At 68.2% G+C, this 16288-nt stretch carries 15 protein-coding genes; 4 read left to right on the forward strand and 11 right to left on the reverse strand.

The features are described 5' to 3' along the window. Positions 1 to 14: 14 nt before the first annotated feature. The 4 genes from SSMG_RS28875 to SSMG_RS28890 all read right to left on the reverse strand — a co-directional run bounded on the left by SSMG_RS28875 (position 15) and on the right by SSMG_RS28890 (position 4887). The gene (locus SSMG_RS28875) at positions 15 to 1130 is read right to left on the reverse strand and encodes an ABC transporter substrate-binding protein (RefSeq protein ID WP_009081871.1); all 1116 of its coding nucleotides are present in this window, start codon (positions 1128 to 1130) and stop codon (positions 15 to 17) included. A gap of 16 nt (positions 1131 to 1146) precedes the next feature. Continuing rightward, positions 1147 to 2907, reverse strand: a complete 1761-nt coding sequence (locus SSMG_RS28880; protein WP_009081872.1) for an iron ABC transporter permease — start codon at positions 2905 to 2907, stop codon at positions 1147 to 1149. A 161-nt stretch (positions 2908 to 3068) separates the two neighbouring features. Further along, positions 3069 to 4118: a histidinol-phosphate transaminase gene (locus SSMG_RS28885; protein WP_009081873.1), complete on the reverse strand. Its 1050-nt coding sequence runs from the start codon at positions 4116 to 4118 to the stop codon at positions 3069 to 3071. Between the two features lie 88 nt (positions 4119 to 4206). Then, positions 4207 to 4887 (reverse strand): FadR/GntR family transcriptional regulator, encoded by a 681-nt coding sequence (locus SSMG_RS28890; protein WP_009081874.1) that lies wholly within the window; start codon positions 4885 to 4887, stop codon positions 4207 to 4209. 167 nt (positions 4888 to 5054) lie between these two features. On the opposite strand from SSMG_RS28890, the gene SSMG_RS47260 reads away from it, so the two are divergent. Beyond that, positions 5055 to 5693: a M20 family metallopeptidase gene (locus SSMG_RS47260; protein ID WP_234392763.1), complete on the forward strand. Its 639-nt coding sequence runs from the start codon at positions 5055 to 5057 to the stop codon at positions 5691 to 5693. Continuing rightward, on the forward strand, positions 5681 to 6169 hold the full coding sequence (locus SSMG_RS47265; protein WP_234392764.1) for a M20/M25/M40 family metallo-hydrolase: 489 nt from the start codon (positions 5681 to 5683) through the stop codon (positions 6167 to 6169). The genes SSMG_RS47260 and SSMG_RS47265 overlap by 13 nt, the downstream gene beginning before the upstream one ends. Before the next feature lie 207 nt (positions 6170 to 6376). Here SSMG_RS47265 and SSMG_RS28900 read toward each other — a convergent pair whose 3' ends face one another. Continuing rightward, positions 6377 to 8047: a thiamine pyrophosphate-binding protein gene (locus tag SSMG_RS28900; RefSeq protein ID WP_009081877.1), complete on the reverse strand. Its 1671-nt coding sequence runs from the start codon at positions 8045 to 8047 to the stop codon at positions 6377 to 6379. Positions 8048 to 8061: 14 nt separating this feature from the next. Between SSMG_RS28900 and SSMG_RS28905 the strand changes: the two genes are divergently transcribed. Together SSMG_RS28905 and SSMG_RS28910 are read left to right on the forward strand one after the other, a co-directional pair. Next, complete coding sequence (locus SSMG_RS28905; protein ID WP_100266918.1) at positions 8062 to 9213, forward strand: CdaR family transcriptional regulator; 1152 nt, start codon at positions 8062 to 8064, stop codon at positions 9211 to 9213. Positions 9214 to 9279: 66 nt separating this feature from the next. Continuing rightward, positions 9280 to 10656, forward strand: coding sequence for an aldehyde dehydrogenase family protein (locus tag SSMG_RS28910; RefSeq protein WP_009081878.1), 1377 nt, complete (start codon positions 9280 to 9282; stop codon positions 10654 to 10656). A gap of 70 nt (positions 10657 to 10726) precedes the next feature. On the opposite strand, the gene SSMG_RS28915 is transcribed toward SSMG_RS28910, so the two are convergent. From SSMG_RS28915 to SSMG_RS28940, 6 genes are read right to left on the reverse strand one after another with little or no spacing between them, the layout of a single operon-like run. Then, positions 10727 to 12355 (reverse strand): FAD-dependent monooxygenase, encoded by a 1629-nt coding sequence (locus tag SSMG_RS28915; RefSeq protein ID WP_009081879.1) that lies wholly within the window; start codon positions 12353 to 12355, stop codon positions 10727 to 10729. After that, positions 12349 to 13311 carry a flavin reductase gene (locus SSMG_RS28920; protein WP_009081881.1) on the reverse strand — a complete coding sequence of 321 codons (963 nt, stop codon included), beginning with the start codon at positions 13309 to 13311 and terminating at the stop codon, positions 12349 to 12351. Before SSMG_RS28920 ends, SSMG_RS28915 begins: the two co-directional genes overlap by 7 nt. After that, the gene (locus tag SSMG_RS28925) at positions 13308 to 13955 is read right to left on the reverse strand and encodes a 4-carboxy-4-hydroxy-2-oxoadipate aldolase/oxaloacetate decarboxylase (RefSeq protein WP_009081883.1); all 648 of its coding nucleotides are present in this window, start codon (positions 13953 to 13955) and stop codon (positions 13308 to 13310) included. Before SSMG_RS28925 ends, SSMG_RS28920 begins: the two co-directional genes overlap by 4 nt. After that, positions 13952 to 14599 carry an RraA family protein gene (locus SSMG_RS28930; RefSeq protein ID WP_037715179.1) on the reverse strand — a complete coding sequence of 216 codons (648 nt, stop codon included), beginning with the start codon at positions 14597 to 14599 and terminating at the stop codon, positions 13952 to 13954. Before SSMG_RS28930 ends, SSMG_RS28925 begins: the two co-directional genes overlap by 4 nt. Beyond that, a complete protein-coding gene (locus SSMG_RS28935; RefSeq protein ID WP_009081886.1) occupies positions 14599 to 15267 on the reverse strand; it encodes an RraA family protein in 669 nt (222 codons plus the stop codon). Before SSMG_RS28935 ends, SSMG_RS28930 begins: the two co-directional genes overlap by 1 nt. A gap of 2 nt (positions 15268 to 15269) precedes the next feature. Continuing rightward, positions 15270 to 16286, reverse strand: a complete 1017-nt coding sequence (locus SSMG_RS28940) for a hypothetical protein (protein ID WP_009081888.1) — start codon at positions 16284 to 16286, stop codon at positions 15270 to 15272. Positions 16287 to 16288 lie beyond the last annotated feature (2 nt).

A 16288-nucleotide genomic window follows, 5' to 3' on the forward strand; every position in this document is an offset into this window, starting at 1 on the left:
CGGGAGGCGAGGTGCTACTTCTTGAACGCCTGGGTGAGGAAGTCGAAGTACGGCTTGTTGAACGCGGGGTCGGGGTTCGAGAACGGCAGCCGCGGCAGCTTGTCGAGCGACGGCAGCCCCGGCGGGCCGGGCGCGGTCGGCGTGCGGCCGTAGGAGTTGTCCTTCTCCGCCAAGGCTTTCTGGCCTTCCGGCGAGTACAGCCAGTTGACGTACAGCTGCGCGGCCTCGGCGTGCGGCGCGTCCTTGATCAAGCACAGCGCCGAGCGCGCCATGTAGTTGCCGCCGTCGTCGAGCGGGAACACCATGTCGATCGGCGCGCCCTTCTGCTTCTGCGCCTCGAAGTAGCCCTGATATACCGCGATGCCGACCGGGAACCGGCCACTGGCGACGTCTGTGGGCACCATCGGCTCGGATTGAGATATCTGCAGGTCCTGCGCGGCCAGCTTCTCCAGGTAGGAGCGGCCCCACTTCTTCTCGTTCTCGGGCAGCATCAGCGATTCGAGGATGTACCGGATGCCGCCGGGCACGGTCATGTCGCCGACCGCGATCTTGCCCTTCCACTTCGGGTCGAGCAGATCGTGCCAGTTCTTCGGCGCGTCCTGCTTCTTCACCTGGTCGGTGTTGTAGACGAACCCGAAGTAGCGCAACGCGAAGTAGGTGAGCCTGCCGTCGTTGTCGGTCGGGACCTTGAACCCGGGGTCGGCGGTGCGCACGTCCGCGGTCGTGCAGATGTTCGGCTTCGCCGCCGCCTGCGGGGATTCGCCGCCGACGTAGATGTCCGCGATCCGGTTCCCGCTCTGCGCCTCGGTGTCCAGTTTGGTCAGGATCTGCGCGTCCGCCTGGTCCTGCGGGAGCAGCTTGATCCCGGGGAAGCGCTTGGTGAACACGTCGTTCAGCGCCTGGTTCGCGGTCACGCCGGGCCCGTACAGCACGAGCTGGGTGTGGTTGGCCGCGAACGCCTTGTCGTACAGCTCGTTCATATATTTGTTGGCCGCGGCTGACGCGCCGGGAACCTCGACTGGAGTACTCGACTTGGTCGCGCCCGCGGACGCGCAGGCGGTCAGCGAGGCGAGCAGACCGGCGGTGAGCGCCAGCGCCGGCGCGCGCAGTTTCGTACGGGAGAACTTCATTGTTCTTCCTCTCGGGTCAGGGGGTGAGACGGGAGAGCGGACCTGCGGAACGTTCGCGGCCGAGGAGCCGGCCGCCGAGCTTGACGGACACCGCGGCGAGCGCGAGGACGGCGAACGCGGCGAGCAGAATGATCATGAACAGCGCCGCGCCCCGGGACATCTCGCCGGTGAGGAACTGCTGGAAAGCGGTCAGCGACACGGGTTCCAGACCGGGCGGGGCGAGCAGCATCGGCACGGCGAGGTTGCCCGAGATGAACAGCGCGGACAGGAACCAGCCGGCCAGGAAGCTCGGGATGACCAGGCGCAGCACGATGGTCACCAGCACCCGTCCCGCGCTCGCGCCGGACATCCGGCCGGCCTCCTCCAGTTCGGGCGACAGCTGGGCCAGCGCGCCCTCGGCGATCCGGCTGGACACCGGGATCGTCGCGACGACCAGCACCAGCGTCATCAGGAACGCCGAACCGTAGAGCCCGCGGAACGCCGGCAGGTAGAGCACCGCGAACATGTACGCGAGGCCGAGCACGACGCCGGGCAACGCCCACGGAATCCAGACGGCGAACGAGGTGTAGCTGCGCAGCAAACCCCGGCGCCGGGCGGTGACGTACGTCGTGAGCAGCGCGATCGAGATCGAGCCGAAGCCGCCGATGACCGCGAGCCACGCGGTGAGCGCGAGGCTCGAGCTGAACTGCGGGTCGGTGAGCATCGTGACGTAGTTGTCCAGGGTCAGCCCGGTGCTCATGACGCCGAAGATCGGCTGGAGGCTGCCGAGCACCATCGCGAACAGCGGCAGCAGGAAGTTCAGCAGCACCACCACGACGATCAGCGCGGACAGCACCCAGCGGACCGGGCCCAGCTCCTGCGGATCGCGCCGCGACGTCTTGCCGGTGAGCGTGGTGAAGCTGCGGCCGCGCAGCATCCAGCGCTGCGCGAGGAACAGCAGCAGCACCAGCAGGATCAGCACGAGGGACAGCGCGAACGCCTTGGTGTACTCGGCTGGCGCCTCATCCCGGACGTAGTGGTATATCTGCGTCGAGAACACGTAAATGCCCGCCTGGCGGCCGATCAGCTGCGGCCCGTCGAACGACTGGAACACCAGCACCGCGATCAGCAGGGCCGCGCCGGTGATCGCCGGGCCGACCGACGGGATGGTGATGGTGAAGAACGTCCGCACCGTTCCCGCGCCGCTGATCGCCGCGGCCTCGTCGAGCGACTGGTCGCGGTTCTTGAACGCGCCGAGCAGCAGCAGGTACGCGAACGGCATATAGCCGAGCGAAGTCAGCAGGATCAGCCCGCCCCAGCCCTGGATGTTGATCAGCGGACCGTGCGTGCCGAGCGTCCGGCCGAGCTGGTTGAGCAGGCCGTTCTGCGCGTTGCCGAGCATGATCCAGCCGAGGGTGTGGAACAGCGGCGGGACGAACAGGTTGATCACCATGATCGGCGTGAGCAGTTTGCGGCCGGGCACGTTGGTGTTGGCCGCGATCCAGGCGAACAGCCCGCCGCCGGCCACCGAGATCGTGCCGCACACGACGACCAGCACGATCGAGTTCCACAGCGTGTGCCACGTTTCCGGGGAGTCGAACGCCGCGAGCAGGCCGCTCATCGTGAACGGCATGTTGTCCGAGGGCAGCCCGTCGCGGAAGGCGCCGAGCACGATCATCGCGACCGGATAGACGAAAATCAGCGTGAGCCCGGCGAGCAGGGTCGCTTTGAGCACACCGCCGGTCACCGAGCGGCGCACCGACGCCCGCCGGTCGTGCTCGAAAAGGCGCTCCGTCACTGCAGTCGTTCCTTCCTGCGAGCGGCCGGTTGCCCGCCGCGGGGACGAACCGCTCCGTCCGTCCTGCCGGTTAGCGTAAGAACTCGGGTGCGGCGGCTCTTCGAGCGGCTCTCCGAAGTCCTCCCGGTTTCCTCCGACACGGTGTCGGAGGAAACCGCTGATCAGATCAGGGCGGCGAGCACCGCGTCGTTTTCCTCGGGCAGCCCGATCGTCACGCGCGCCCCGCCCGCCTTCGGGAACGGCCGCGCGAGCACGCCGCGAGCCTCCAAACGGGACAGCAGCTCGGCGGCGTCTCCGGGCAGGAAAAGGAAATTCGCCTGGCTGGGCACGAACGCGACGTTCGCCGCGGTCAGCGCGGCCTCGACGCGGGCGCGCTCGGAGACGATGACGGCGGTTCTTTCCTTCGCCACAGCCAATCCTTCGGCGCTCAACGCCGCGATGACCGCCGCCTCGGCCACGCTGTTGAGCGCGAACCCGACGGACGTGCGGCGCAGGGCTTCCGCGATCCGCGGTGCGGCGGCGGCATAACCGACGCGGATTCCCGCCAAACCGTGTGCTTTGGACAGGGTCCGCAGCAGCACGAGATTCTCGAACTCGTCGAGCAATCCGACAGTCGCGTCCACCGGTTCGGCAGACACGAACTCGCGGTACGCCTCGTCGACAACAACCAGCACGCGCGACGGAACGCTTTTCAGGAAGACCCGGATATCCTCGACACCGCGCAGCCCGCCAGTCGGGTTGTTGGGATTGCAGAGGTAGACAATGCGGGTTTCCGGGCCGATCGCGGCGAGCATCGCGTCGAGGTCCATCGCGCCGTTCGCGTCGAGACCGACCTCTGTGGACTCCGCGCCGGCGAGCGAAAGCGCCGCCGCGTACGCCTCGAAGGACGGTGCCGGACGGACGCCGTGCACGCCGGGTTCGCAGACCAGGCGGGCGAGCGCGTGCAGCAGCGTGCCGGAACCGTTGTCGATCGCGATGCGCCCCGCGTCCAGACCCATCGCCCCGGCGACGGCGGCGCGTGCCGCGGCGCGGTGGTAATCGGGGTAGCGGTGGGCATTCCGGGCCGCTTCGGTCATCGCGGCGACGATGACGTCGGCGGGAGCCCACGGCATTTCGTTCTGGGACAAGCGGATCGGCGGCTGCGCACCGCGGGACGAGCGATCGGGGGCGGCGAGCACGCGGTCGACCACACTGCGGAGCTCCAGCAGCATGCATCCTCCTCAAGCCGGGTGATTAACTGTAATGAATATACATAATTCTGAGCGCGTGTACATCCATCAAGTTCGCCGTCTTGAGATCTCAGGAAGGCCGGGCTGCCACCGCAGGCCGGCGGTGCCGCGAAATCGCCGACTCCGCCAGCTCGTGGTCGCGCTTCAGGACCGCCTCGGCGAAGTCGAGGTGCGTGCGCAACCGCTCCTGCGTGGTCGGCGCGGTGACGCCCTCGAGCCGCGCGGCGATGATGTAGTCGACGAGATTCGTATACAGGCTGCGCAAAAGCTCGTTCGGCGACACCTGCGCGATCCGCGCGTGCAGCGCCCAGATCGCCGTCGGAGCCTCGGCGGAATCCCAGGCCGCCTTCAACGTCTCGGCGCACGCTGAGATATCAGCGATGTCCTCGTCGCTCGCGTTCTCGACCGCGTCGTGCAGCACCGAACCGTCGAGCGCGTCCAGCACGCGCAGGCAGTTCTCCACCGTCGCCTTCCCCTCGCGCAGTTGCAGCAGCTGATCGCTCAGGTGCGTGAACGGCGAGCGCGTCGCGACGAAGATCCCGCCGCCCGGACCCGGCTTCGCGTCCACGATGCCGCGGGCGCGCAGCAGCTGGATCGCCTCGCTCAACGTCGCCGGCGCGACCCCGAAGCGCGCCATCAGTTCTTGACGGCGCCCGACGAAGTGCCCGGCGCTCCAGCCCTCCGAGACGATCTCGTCCTCGAGCGCACGAGCGACCTGGACGGCAGCGGCGGTGTTCGTGATCTGCGGCAAGGGTCCTCCGAAGTACTCGGTCCGGTGACGTCGCCGACGCGGGTCACGCGTAGTGACAGATTAGAGGCGCACCGGAACCCCGAACACCCGGCATCGTCTATATTGATTGTAGACATTAGCCGCTGGCGTCACCAGCGCGGTACGCACCGTTGCCCAAGGAGCCCATCTTGCCGGTTTCCTCGATCCTCGCCGAGTCCGCCGCCCTCCTGCCCGACCTGGTCGCACTCCGCCGCACCCTGCACGCCCACCCCGAAGCCGGGTTCGCCCTGCCCCGCACCCAGCGGACGGTGCTGACCGCACTGGCCCCGCTGGACTTGGAAGCAACCCCCGGCCCCCACGACTTCACCTCGATCGTCGCGATCCTGCGCGGCGCGCGCCCAGGACCGTCAGTCCTCCTGCGCGCGGACATGGACGCACTGCGCGTCACGGAAGAGACCGGCCTGCCGTTCGCCTCCCAGACGCCGGGATTGATGCACGCCTGCGGCCACGACCTGCACACAGCCGCACTTGTCGGCGCAGCGAAGCTTTTGAACACCCGCCGAGCCGAAATCGCCGGCTCCGTGGTCTTCATGTTCGAACCAGGCGAGGAAGCCGGTGGCGGCGCACGACGAATGATCGACGAGGGAATCCTTTCCGGCGTCGAAGCGGCCTACGGCATCCACGTACTGCCCGGCCACGCTGGCGTATTCACAACCCGCCCCGGCTCGGTCATGGCGGGCGCCAGCAGCCTGCACAGATCATCTCCGCCCTGCACACCTACGTCACTCGACGCTTCCCAGTCTTCGATCCCGTCGTGCTGTCAGTGACCAAAATGCAGGCAAGCGACATCATCAACGCCATCCCCGACGAAGCAACGCTAGCCGCGACAATCCGCGCACTGTCCACAGAGAACGTCGACATCCTGGCCCACGAACTCCCTGGACTGGCAAACGGAATCGCGTCAGCCTTCGGCTGCCGAGCAGAAACAGAATTCCGGTCGGTCTACCCAGTCACCTCGAACGACCCACAAACCGCAACACACGCGCTGACCGTGCTAGGCGATCTGTTCGGCACGGAACGCGCGGTACCACTGGAACACCCGATCATGGCGTCGGAAAGCTTCTCCGCAGTGCTCAACGAGATCCCCGGTGCCTTCATCTTCCTAGGCACCACCCCGAACGGCACCGACCCAGACACCGCAGAAATGAACCACTCCCCCCGCGCAGTCTTCGACGACAGCGTCCTACCCGACCAGTCAGCAGCACTAGCCGCACTAGCACTAAGCCACCTAACCCACCCCTAAAAAACCGCACCAATCCGCCCAGCCAACGAGGCACCCACCCCTCCCCCATCCCCGATACGAAGCCAAAAACACGGCGCTGGGGCGCTTGTCAAGGCATCTTTCCTGCCTTGACAAGCGCCCCAGCGCCGTAGTCACACTAAAAAATCGGGGTGCCCGCCTCCACACCGAGGCGCAATGTCGCCGCCAGGCGACGAGCCACCCGCCCCCTCAATGCTTCTCGTGAATCAACGGCCAAGGCGAAGGAAACACATCCACCGGCACCTCGACCACCGCAGGCCGCCGAGCCGCGATCGCCGCCGACACCTGCTTCTCCACCGCCGCAGCGTCCTCCGCAAGCGCGAAGTCCAACCCGAACGCCCGGGTAAGCATCTCAAAATCCGGATTAGTCAGCTCAGACCCGATGAACCGGCCCCCGTAACTATCCCGCTGAATCCGCCAGACATTCCCGAACCGAGAGTCCTCGAACAACACGGTCACCAACGGAATCCCGTACTTCTTGGCGGTAGCGAACTCCTGGAGAGACCACCCGATCCCCCCGTCCCCGGTAACCGCGACCACCGGCCGCCCACCGGCCCCCACCGCAGCCCCCAGCGCGGTAGGCATCGCATACCCCAACGTCCCCTGATACCCAGGCCACACATAAGACCGTGGAGCCCGCACCGGAAACCCATAAGTCGACACATACCCGATCTGCGTCAACTCATTGACGAAAACCCCGCCCTCCGGCAACGCCGCCCGGATCGCGTCCACGAATTCCATCTGCGGCCCGGCCTGCTTACGAATCCGAGCCTCGCAATCCTCCCGCAGTCGGACCAGCTCGGCACCCCAAGCAACGCGAGGCGAAAGCCGCTCGACCAACGCCCCCAACACCGCCACCGCATCCGCGTTAACAGCAAGATCCGGCTGCCGCGGCGGACGCAGATCAGCGGCGTCGATATTCACCAACGCGAGCCGAGCGTCCCCGACATTCAACTGCTGCCCGAACGGCGTCAGGAACCGGCTGCCGAACGACACCACCAAGTCCGCAGTGGCCCGCAACTCCCACAACGCGAACGCGGGCAACGCATGCGGATCCCGGGCGTCGATCGCGCCGCGCCCGTTCTCGCTCATCACCACCGGCGCATCGAGCAGCTCAGCAAGCCGGGCCAGCAACTTGAACGCCCGCGGATCCCGCATCCCCCCGCCGACATGGACCACCGGCCGCTCAGAAGCCGCCAGCAACCGGACAAGCTCGACCACGTCCCGTTCCGGAGCCTCCGGTTCCCGCACCCCGAACGGCTCCCCCGGCTTCAGATCCGCCACCGCATGAAGAAGATCCGGCCCCAGCTCCAGCGCGACCGGGCGCGGCCGCCCCGTCCGCATCTGCCGGAACCCCTCGTGCACGAGATCCGGAATCTCCTCGACCCGCTTGGGCCGCGCCGACCATTTGGTCAGCCCCTGGACCGTGTCGGTCTGCCGGGGAATCTCGTGCAGCGCGCCAAGCCCGCCGCCGACGAGCGGCGACGGAATCGTCCCGGCCAGCAGCATCACCTGCGACGAACACGCATACGCCGTTGCCATCCCAGCGCCCGCGTTCAGCACACCAGGACCAGGGACGACCATCGCCACCCCGGGACGGCCGGACGCGCGGTAGTAGCCGTCCGCCATGTAACTCGTCGCCTGCTCGTGCCGCGGAACGACCAGCTCCAGCCGGTCGCGCTCGCGGTACATGCCGTCGGTGAGCCCGTCCAGCTGGACCCCGGGAATGCCGAAGACCGTGTCGACGCCCTCGCTGATGAGCGCCCGGGCGAGCGCGTCACCGCCTGTCATCTGTGCCATGCGGATCCCTCTCGTCAAATGTCTATAATGAATATAGATCAAATCTCCGGCAGCTGGCAACGGAAGAGGCGAGCATGACTCTCGAAGGACAGGTGCAGGCCTACGCCGACCGGCTCGGGCGGCCGGTCATCGTGTTCGACGTCGACTTCACGGTGATCGCGTTCAGCGTGCACGACCAGGACGTCGACCACGCCCGGCTGGCGATCATCTTGTCGCACAAAGGATCTTCGCGCGCCCGGGAGTCCATTCGGGACTACCGCGTCGGCCAGGCCCAAGGCCCGGTCCGGATCCCGCCGCTCGACGGAGGACAGTCCCGGCTCGTCGCCCCGGTCCGGCACGAGGGACGGCTCGTCGGCTACCTCTCCTCGACGATCCCCGAGGACGACGTATCCGCTTACGAGGACGACGACGAGCTGCGCGAACGCCGGGCGCAGATCGGCTTGCTGCTGGCCGCGATGGCACTCGGCAACCGCGAGGACGAGGACCGCGCGCGACGGCTGCTCGCCGCCCTCCTCGAAGGCAACGACGACCAGCGCGTCCGCGCCGCCGACGAACTGCTCGCGAGCAGCCTGCTCTCCCCCGTCCCGCACTACACGGTCATCTCGATCGCGACCCCGCCGCGGGCCGAGCCCAGCTCGGCAACGCTCCGGCTCGTCCTGGACCGGGCGCTGTCGAGCATCCCCGTCTTCCCCACGCTGAAAGCCGTCGGCGCGGTGCTCGGCAGCGAGGCCGTGCTGCTGGTGCCGTACGAAATCGACACCGATCGACTGTCGACATTGCTTGCGCAGCCTGCCTTTTCCGGCCTGCACGCCGGGGTCGGCGGAGCGCACGCGCCGCTGTCGGGAGTGCATCGGTCCCTACGAGAAGCCCGGATCGCTTTGCGCGGCGGCGACACCGGCTGCGTGGTCCACTGGTCCGAGTTGGGATTGGACCGGCTGCTGCTGCAACTCCCGCTCGAAGACCTTGATATCTCAGATCTCCCCGATGCCGTACGACGGTTGCTCGACGCGCAGTCCGGACCGGACCTCGCGCAGACTTTGGAGACCTACCTCGACTGCGGCTGCGACGCCCAACGCACCGCGCTGACCCTGCACGTCCACCGCAGCACCCTCTACTACCGGCTGGATCGCGTGCGCGCCGTCGCCGACGTCGATCTCGCCGACGGGAAGGTGCGGCGCGAACTCCACGCCGGACTGCGCATCGCGACGCTCGCCGGTCTTCGCTAGCCGCAGCTAGCCACCTTGGCCCGCAATTGACTATATTCAATGTGAACTTTTACGGAAGGGTCCCGCATGAACGCACTGCTGACCACCGTCTCGGTCGCCGACGACCGCGGGCGGCCGATTCTGGACGCCGCTACCCGGGAAGTCGTCGGCCACGCACCGGTGCACACGGTCGACCAGCTCAACGCCGCGATCACCGCGGCTGCCGAGGCGCAACCGTCTTGGGCCGCATTGGGACACGCTGAACGCTCGCGGATCCTGCACGTCATCGCGGACGACCTCGACGCGCACGCGGAGGAACTCGGCGAGATCATCACGGCGGAACAAGGCAAAGCCGGCGGTGCCGGTGAGGTGCACGGCGCCGCGCACTGGCTCCGCGCCGCGGCGGACACGGTGCTCGAACCGCAGTCGCTGCCGGACGGCGCGGAACAGCACTACGTCCCGCTCGGCGTCGTCGCGTCGATCGGCCCGTGGAACTTCCCGGTGATGATCGCGGTGTGGCACGTCGCGCCGGCGCTGCGCATGGGAAACACCGTGGTGCTCAAGCCTTCCGAGAACACGCCGCTGAGCGTGCTCGCGCTCGCCGAGATCTTCCGCCGTCACCTCCCCGCGGACGTGCTGACTGCGCTCTCCGGAGACCGCGAGGTCGGCGCGGCACTGGCCGCGCATCCGCGGATCGCCAAGATCGTGTTCACCGGCTCGACCGCGACCGGCCGCCGGATCGTCGAAAGCTCGGCGGGCAACCTCGCCCGGCTGACCCTGGAACTGGGCGGGAACGACGCCGCGATCGTGCTGCCCGGCACGGACGTCGACGCCGTCGCCGACAAGCTGTTCTGGGCCGCGTTCATGAACACCGGCCAGGTGTGCGCCGCGCTCAAACGGCTTTACGTGCACGAATCGATCTACGACGACGTCGTCTCCGCGCTGGCCGAACGCGCGGAGAAGGCGCCGATGGGACCGGGGCAGGACAAGGCGAACCGGCTCGGTCCGGTGCAGAATCCCGCGCAGTTCGAGATCGTCTCCCGGCTGGTCGAGGAGGCGCGGGCGCGCGGCGCCCGGATCGTCACCGGCGGCATGCCGGCACCGGAACTGGGGCCGCTGTTCTACCGGCCGACGATCATCGCGGACGTCGAGGACGGTGCCGCGGTGGTCGACGAGGAGCAGTTCGGACCCGTGCTGCCGGTGATCCGGTACTCCGACGTCGACGACGCGGTGCGCCGGGCCAACGGCACTGAACAGGGGCTGGGCGCTTCGGTGTGGGGCGCGGACGCCGAAGCGGTCGACGCGGTGGCGCAGCGGTTGGAGGCGGGCACCGTGTGGATCAACCAGCACGGCGGCGTCGATCCGGCGATCCCCTTCGGCGGGACCAAGTCGTCGGGATACGGGCTGGAGTTCGGGGTCGAAGGCTTGAAAGCCATGGCGGCCAGCAAAATCATCCGGCGCTGACGCTCACCGGAAACCAGTGAAGGCCTCCTGGAGGGATTTCCTCGAGGAGGCCTTCACCGTGGGCCGGGGGTCAAGCGCCGCGAAGCTTTTCCCACAACTCGGCCGCCGCCGCCCGGTCGGGCGGAGCACCTCGCCACACCACGGTCTGGTCCTGACGTACCAACGTCATGGGGCAAAGATATTCGTCCGGCAGCGCGTCGACTTCAACGACCGCGAATGGGATACCTCGGTCTGCCGCTTCAATGGTCAGCGCTGAGATATCAACTCCCCGGGCGGTGACGGCTGTGTAGCCAGCTGAAAACTGGTCATACAGCGAGGATCCGTCCGCCAGCGTGAAGTGCGGGGCACGGCAACCGGGCACAGTGGACGGTGTGTAGCTGCCCATCGTGTAACCAGGCGCTTCCTCGCCGTCGTAGGCGATGATCGGGGAATCGTGGTACGCGTAGCCGTAATTCAAGCCAGCGGCGGCGAACTGCGGCTCGTTCAACTCCCGCACCGCCGCACCGAACGACGCCCGCGCGGCTTCACCCTCCGGAGACTGGTCTTCCAGCGCGGCGGGAAGTCCGGGCCGGGCGAGTTTCCGCTGGTGGTTCATCGCGAAATGCGACACCTGCTCGGTGATCGGCCGCCGCTCGGCTTCGTAGGCGTCCAGGATCCCTTCCTCGGCCCAGCCGGCGAGACGAGCGCCGAGCAGCCAGGTCAGGTTGAGCACGTCCGCGATGCCCGCGTTCATCCCGAAACCGGCGAACGGCACCCACAGGTGCGCCGCGTCCCCGGCAAGGAACACCCGCCGGTCGCGGAACCGGTCGGCGAGCAGCCGGCGAGCAACCCAGTCCTCTTTGGACACAACGTCGTACTCGAACGACTCGTCCACGCCGAGAATCGCCCGGATCGCCTCGTCCCGGTCGACTGCTTCTTCCGCCGAGGAAAGATAGGTGTGCACGAGAAAGGTTTCCGTGCCGTCGATCGCGTACACGTGGCCGACGCGGCGCGAGTTGAACGTGTAGTAACCCCACGCTCGCGGTTCGTCGGCGGACATCAGCGAGTACAGCTTCGGCGCGCGGATGCAGGTGGATTGCACGTGCTGGAGCACCGGATCGCCGCTCAGCTTCGCGCCGATCTGCTTGCGCACCGCGGAACGGCCGCCGTCCGCGCCGATGAAGTACCGCGCGCGCAGCGTGCGTTCGCCCGAACCATCGGACACTACTGCCGACACGGCCGATTCGTCCTGGCTCACCGAATGGAACCGGGTGCGGTTGAGCAGCGTCACGCCGGGTGCGGCAGCGGCGTTCCGGGCGAGGATCGGTTCCAAGAAGGTCTGGTTGATCCGGTGCGGCGGTTCCGGGGTGGCCCAGCTCGTGTCGGGACCGACGCGCGAGGTGTACCGTTCGCCGCTCGCCGGGATCGGGATGCGCGACAGTTCCCGCCCGGTCAGCGAGGTCCGGAACGCGACGTCCTGCGGGTAGTCGCGCGGCAGTCCGGCGGCGCGCACCTCCGCCGCGATCCCGAGCCGCCGGAAGCTCTCCATGGTGCGCGAGGCGACGTGGTTGCACTTGACGTTCGGCGGTTCGAGAAACTCCCGCTCCTCGACGACGAGCACCGAAACGCCGCGGCTGCTCAGATCCAAAGCGGCGACGAGGCCGACCGGACCGGCCCCGACGATGAGGACGTCCGCGTCCATGGTTTCTCCGTTCAGCACGGCATTCCTTGCGCCACCACGCCAAGGTGCTCGGTCATCAGCCGGCGGGCGGCGTCCTCGTCCCGGTCCTCGATGGCCTGGAGGATGCGGCGGTGCGCGTCGACCGCGCGGGTCGCCCGTTCGGCATTGGTGTGCACGGCATACACGCTCTCGCGCGGCCGGTTGAGCGCGCCGACCGACGCGGCGATCGCCGGGTTCCCGCTGAGCAAGCCGAGCCGGGCGTGGAATTCCAGCGACAGCGGGTTGTACCGGCTGGCGTCGTGGACGTGTTTCTCCGATTCCTCGACCAGCGCCCGCAATTGCGCGACCTGGTCGTCCGCCGCGGCCCGGGCGGCGAGCGCGGCGGCCGCGGGTTCGACCGCGTGCTGCGCCTCCAGAAGCTGTTCGGTTCGCATCCCGTGCAAATGCAGCTGGATGGAAAGCGAATCGGCGATCCGGCCGATGTCCGCCTCGGCCTCTTCCGCCGTGCTGAGTTCGCGGTATTCGCCGGACCAGTACAGCAACGGCTGCCCGGTGCCGCCGCCCGCGGAAACGACTTCGCCGACGAGGATGATGTGGTCGCCGCCGCCGAGCATCGTGTGCACGGTGCAGTCGAACCAGCTCAGCGCGCCGGTGACGACCGGCGCACCGGTGGCCTCGGTGTGCGTCTCGACCTCGTCGAACCGTTCCTTGCTCCGGCCGCGACCCCGTCGGGCGAAACACGCGGACACGTCTTGCTGATGACGGCCGAGCACATTGATCGCGAAGACCCCGCTCGCCCGGATCTCGTCGAGGATCGGGCTGTGCGAATTGATCGAGACCGTCACCAGAAGCGGGTTCAGCGAAAGGGAAACGAACGACGTCGCAGTGATTCCGTAAAGGTGCCCGTCGAGTGCGGTGGTCACCACCGTGACCCCGGAAGCGAATCGCCCGGCGGCTTGGCGGAAACTGTCGATCCGTTGCTGGTCGGAGGTCATGGGGCGCACCTCGCCTCGTCCGGAACGCCGAGATGGCGGAACTCGTAGATGTCCACAGTGGTCTCTCCGGCCCGGAGACGGTCCAGATAGGACGCTTCCTTCTCGGCCCGCGCCCGGGACGCGGCGAGCACCCGGTCGTACTCGTCCGCCGGGAACACGATGATCCCGTCCCGGTCGGCCACGACGACGTCGCCGCGGCGCACGACCCGGCCGCGCAAGGTGATCGGGCGGCCGACGGTTCCCGGCCAGTTCTTGATCGTGCCGCGGATCGAGATCGCCGTGCTGAACGCCGGGAACCCGAGCGACGCGAGTTGCTGGGTGTCGCGGACGCCGCCGTCGATGACCAGACCGGCGATGCCGCGCGCCTGCGCGGCGACCGCCATCACCTCGCCCCAGTACCCGAACGGCGCGCCACCGGCGTCGACCACGAGCACGTCCCCGGGTCCGGCGGCCTCGATGCCGTGGTGCAGCGCGAGGTTGTCGCCGATCTGCGCCGACACCGGCACCGCGCGGCCGACCAGCTGCGCACCGTCCCAGGCTGGCCGGAACGCGGCGTCGAGGAAGCAGTCGAGACCGGAAGCCTCGTACAGCGTCGCCGTGCCGAGCGTCAGCAGTTCCTTGGTGTCCTCCGCCAACGTGGTCATGCGTCCGCCCGCTGCAGATCGTGGTAGCCGTACTTCGCGCGGGCTTCGGCGATCGTCGCGCCGCCGAGCGCGGCGGCGAGGATCGCTTCCTCGCGAGCCTGGATCATCTCGGCGACCTCCAGGACGTCGTCCTCGCAATCCTGCGGGATCGCCGCGACCCCGTCCGAGTCGCCGAGCAGGATGTCGCCGTGCCGGACGGTCACGCCGCCGATGGTCACCGGCCCGCGTTCCTCGGCGACCTCGACCCGGTCCTTGCCGGTGCGCATGAAGCGGCCGCGGCTGTAGATCGGGTAGCCGACGGAGAGTGCGCGGTGTGTGTCGCGGCAGACGCCTTCGATGACCGTGCCTGAGATACCACGCTGGTGCGCTACCGCGGTCAGGATGTCGCCCCACACCGTGCAGTCCACCCGGCCGTCGTTGTCGAGCACGATCACCTGGCCCGGTTCGACCTGGTCGATGAAGTCGCCGACGGTGCCCGCCGGGACCTGCGCGCTGACGTACCGCACGGTGAACGCGCGGCCGACCATGCGCTGTCCGTCCGCGAGCGGGGCGAGACCGAGCAGGCTGCCCGGGCGCTTGAGCTTGTCGAGCGCGTCGGAGACCGTCGCGGTGCCGAGCACGGAGAAGCGGTCGAGGAGAGACATCAGCGCTGCTCCACGGTGACTGAGGGGAACTGGGAATCGTGCATGACTTCTTGCACGTCACGGCCGGCCCGGACCGCCTCCGCCATCCGGGCTTCCCTTTCGGCGATCCGCTGCGCGAGCCCGACGACGCGCTCGGCGTCTCCAGCGGCGACGAAGACGACGCCGTTGCCGTCCGCGAGCACAAAGTCCCGCGGGGCAACTGAGATACCAGCGATCTGAATACGCTCGTCCATCGCGGCCTGCACGATGCGGCCCCGCGCGCTGACCGGAACAACCGTGCGCGCGAAGACCGGGAGCTTCAGGGCTTCGCTCTCCTGGACGTCGCGGCAGGCGCCGTCCACGATGACGCCGGCCACGCCACGCCGGACGGCAGCCTCGGCGAGCAGCCCGCCCCAGCACGAGACGTCCGTGCGGCCGTGGTTGTCGATCACCACGACGTCGTCCGGCTCGGTGATCGCGACCAGCGGAGTGGCGATGTGCGTCGCCGGTCCGGCGGTCGCTTTCGGCGCGGCGGTGACGGTGCGCACACGACCGGCCAGGACGGTGCCGACGGGCCACATCGGCTTGAGCGCGGTGACCGCGCCGGGCAGGCCGAGGGTGTCCAGTGCATCGGACACCGCGCAGCTGTCTAGCCCACGCAGTGCGGTGATGATTTCTTCGGGAGACATAGTCACTTCCGTTCCCAGGTAAGGAAACCCATCGCGTTGCCGGTGCCGGCTTCCGTTCGGTAGCACGGCTCGTAGTCCACGCTCGTCACCGCGAGCCCCGCCTCGTCGGCGATGCCGGCGACCGCGATCCAGTTGCGCAGTTCCGACGCGCCGGAGCGCATCTCGGCGGCCGGAACGGACGAGAGGTAGCCGGCGTCCTGGTCCCGCAGGGCTTGGAGGAACTCCTGGTCCAGCTTCTCGTCGATCACGAAGTGGCTGAGCCCGCCCGAAGCGACCACGCCGACGCGCAGGTCGCCGGGGAACGACCGGATCGCCCGGCCGACCGCGCGCCCGAAGTCGTAGCAGCGTTTGGCGCCCGGCGGATTCGGCTCCCAGAACGTGTTGATGAAGATCGGCACCATCGGCAACGTCGATTCCTGACCGAGGAACCGCTGGTAGATGAACCCGAAGCCGTGCGGAATCGTGTGGTTCTCGTACCGTCCGGCGGGGATGACCTCGGTGGCGCCAGTGTCGAAGTCGTCGGCCTGCGTGGACTGGATGATGTGCTTGCCGAGCGCGCGGTGGGTGGGCCGCATGATCGTGCGGTCCGGGACGTCGCCGGCCGCGGCCTCGGCCAGGCCCGGGGCCATCGCGTCGAGCTGCGCGCGGGTGAACGGCACGTGCGCGACCTCGTCGCCCCAGAACACCGAGAACGGAGCGAGCCATTCGTCGCCGTAGGTTTCCTTGTGGTCGCTGGAAACGATGACGAGGACGTCGACCTCCTGGGCGCGCAGGAAGTCCGCGAGCCGGTCCATCGACCGCTGGCAGCTTTCCCACCGGCGCGCCATCACCTCGGGGGCGATCTCGTTCGAGAAGTCCTCCCGCAGCTCGCGCAGTTCCTCGTAGGTGTAGGTCTCGCCGCGGAACTTCAGCGCTTTGCTGGCGCGGTCCGCCGTGCCTCTGGTATCCCAGGCGTGCGGTGGTGGCGCCTTCAGCTGCGGTCCGTGCGAGGTGCCGATCCCGGCGACGATCTCGGTCATGA

Origin of the sequence: Streptomyces sp. AA4, from assembly GCF_000158875.1 — a bacterium.
In the GTDB taxonomy this organism is placed as follows: domain Bacteria; phylum Actinomycetota; class Actinomycetes; order Mycobacteriales; family Pseudonocardiaceae; genus Amycolatopsis.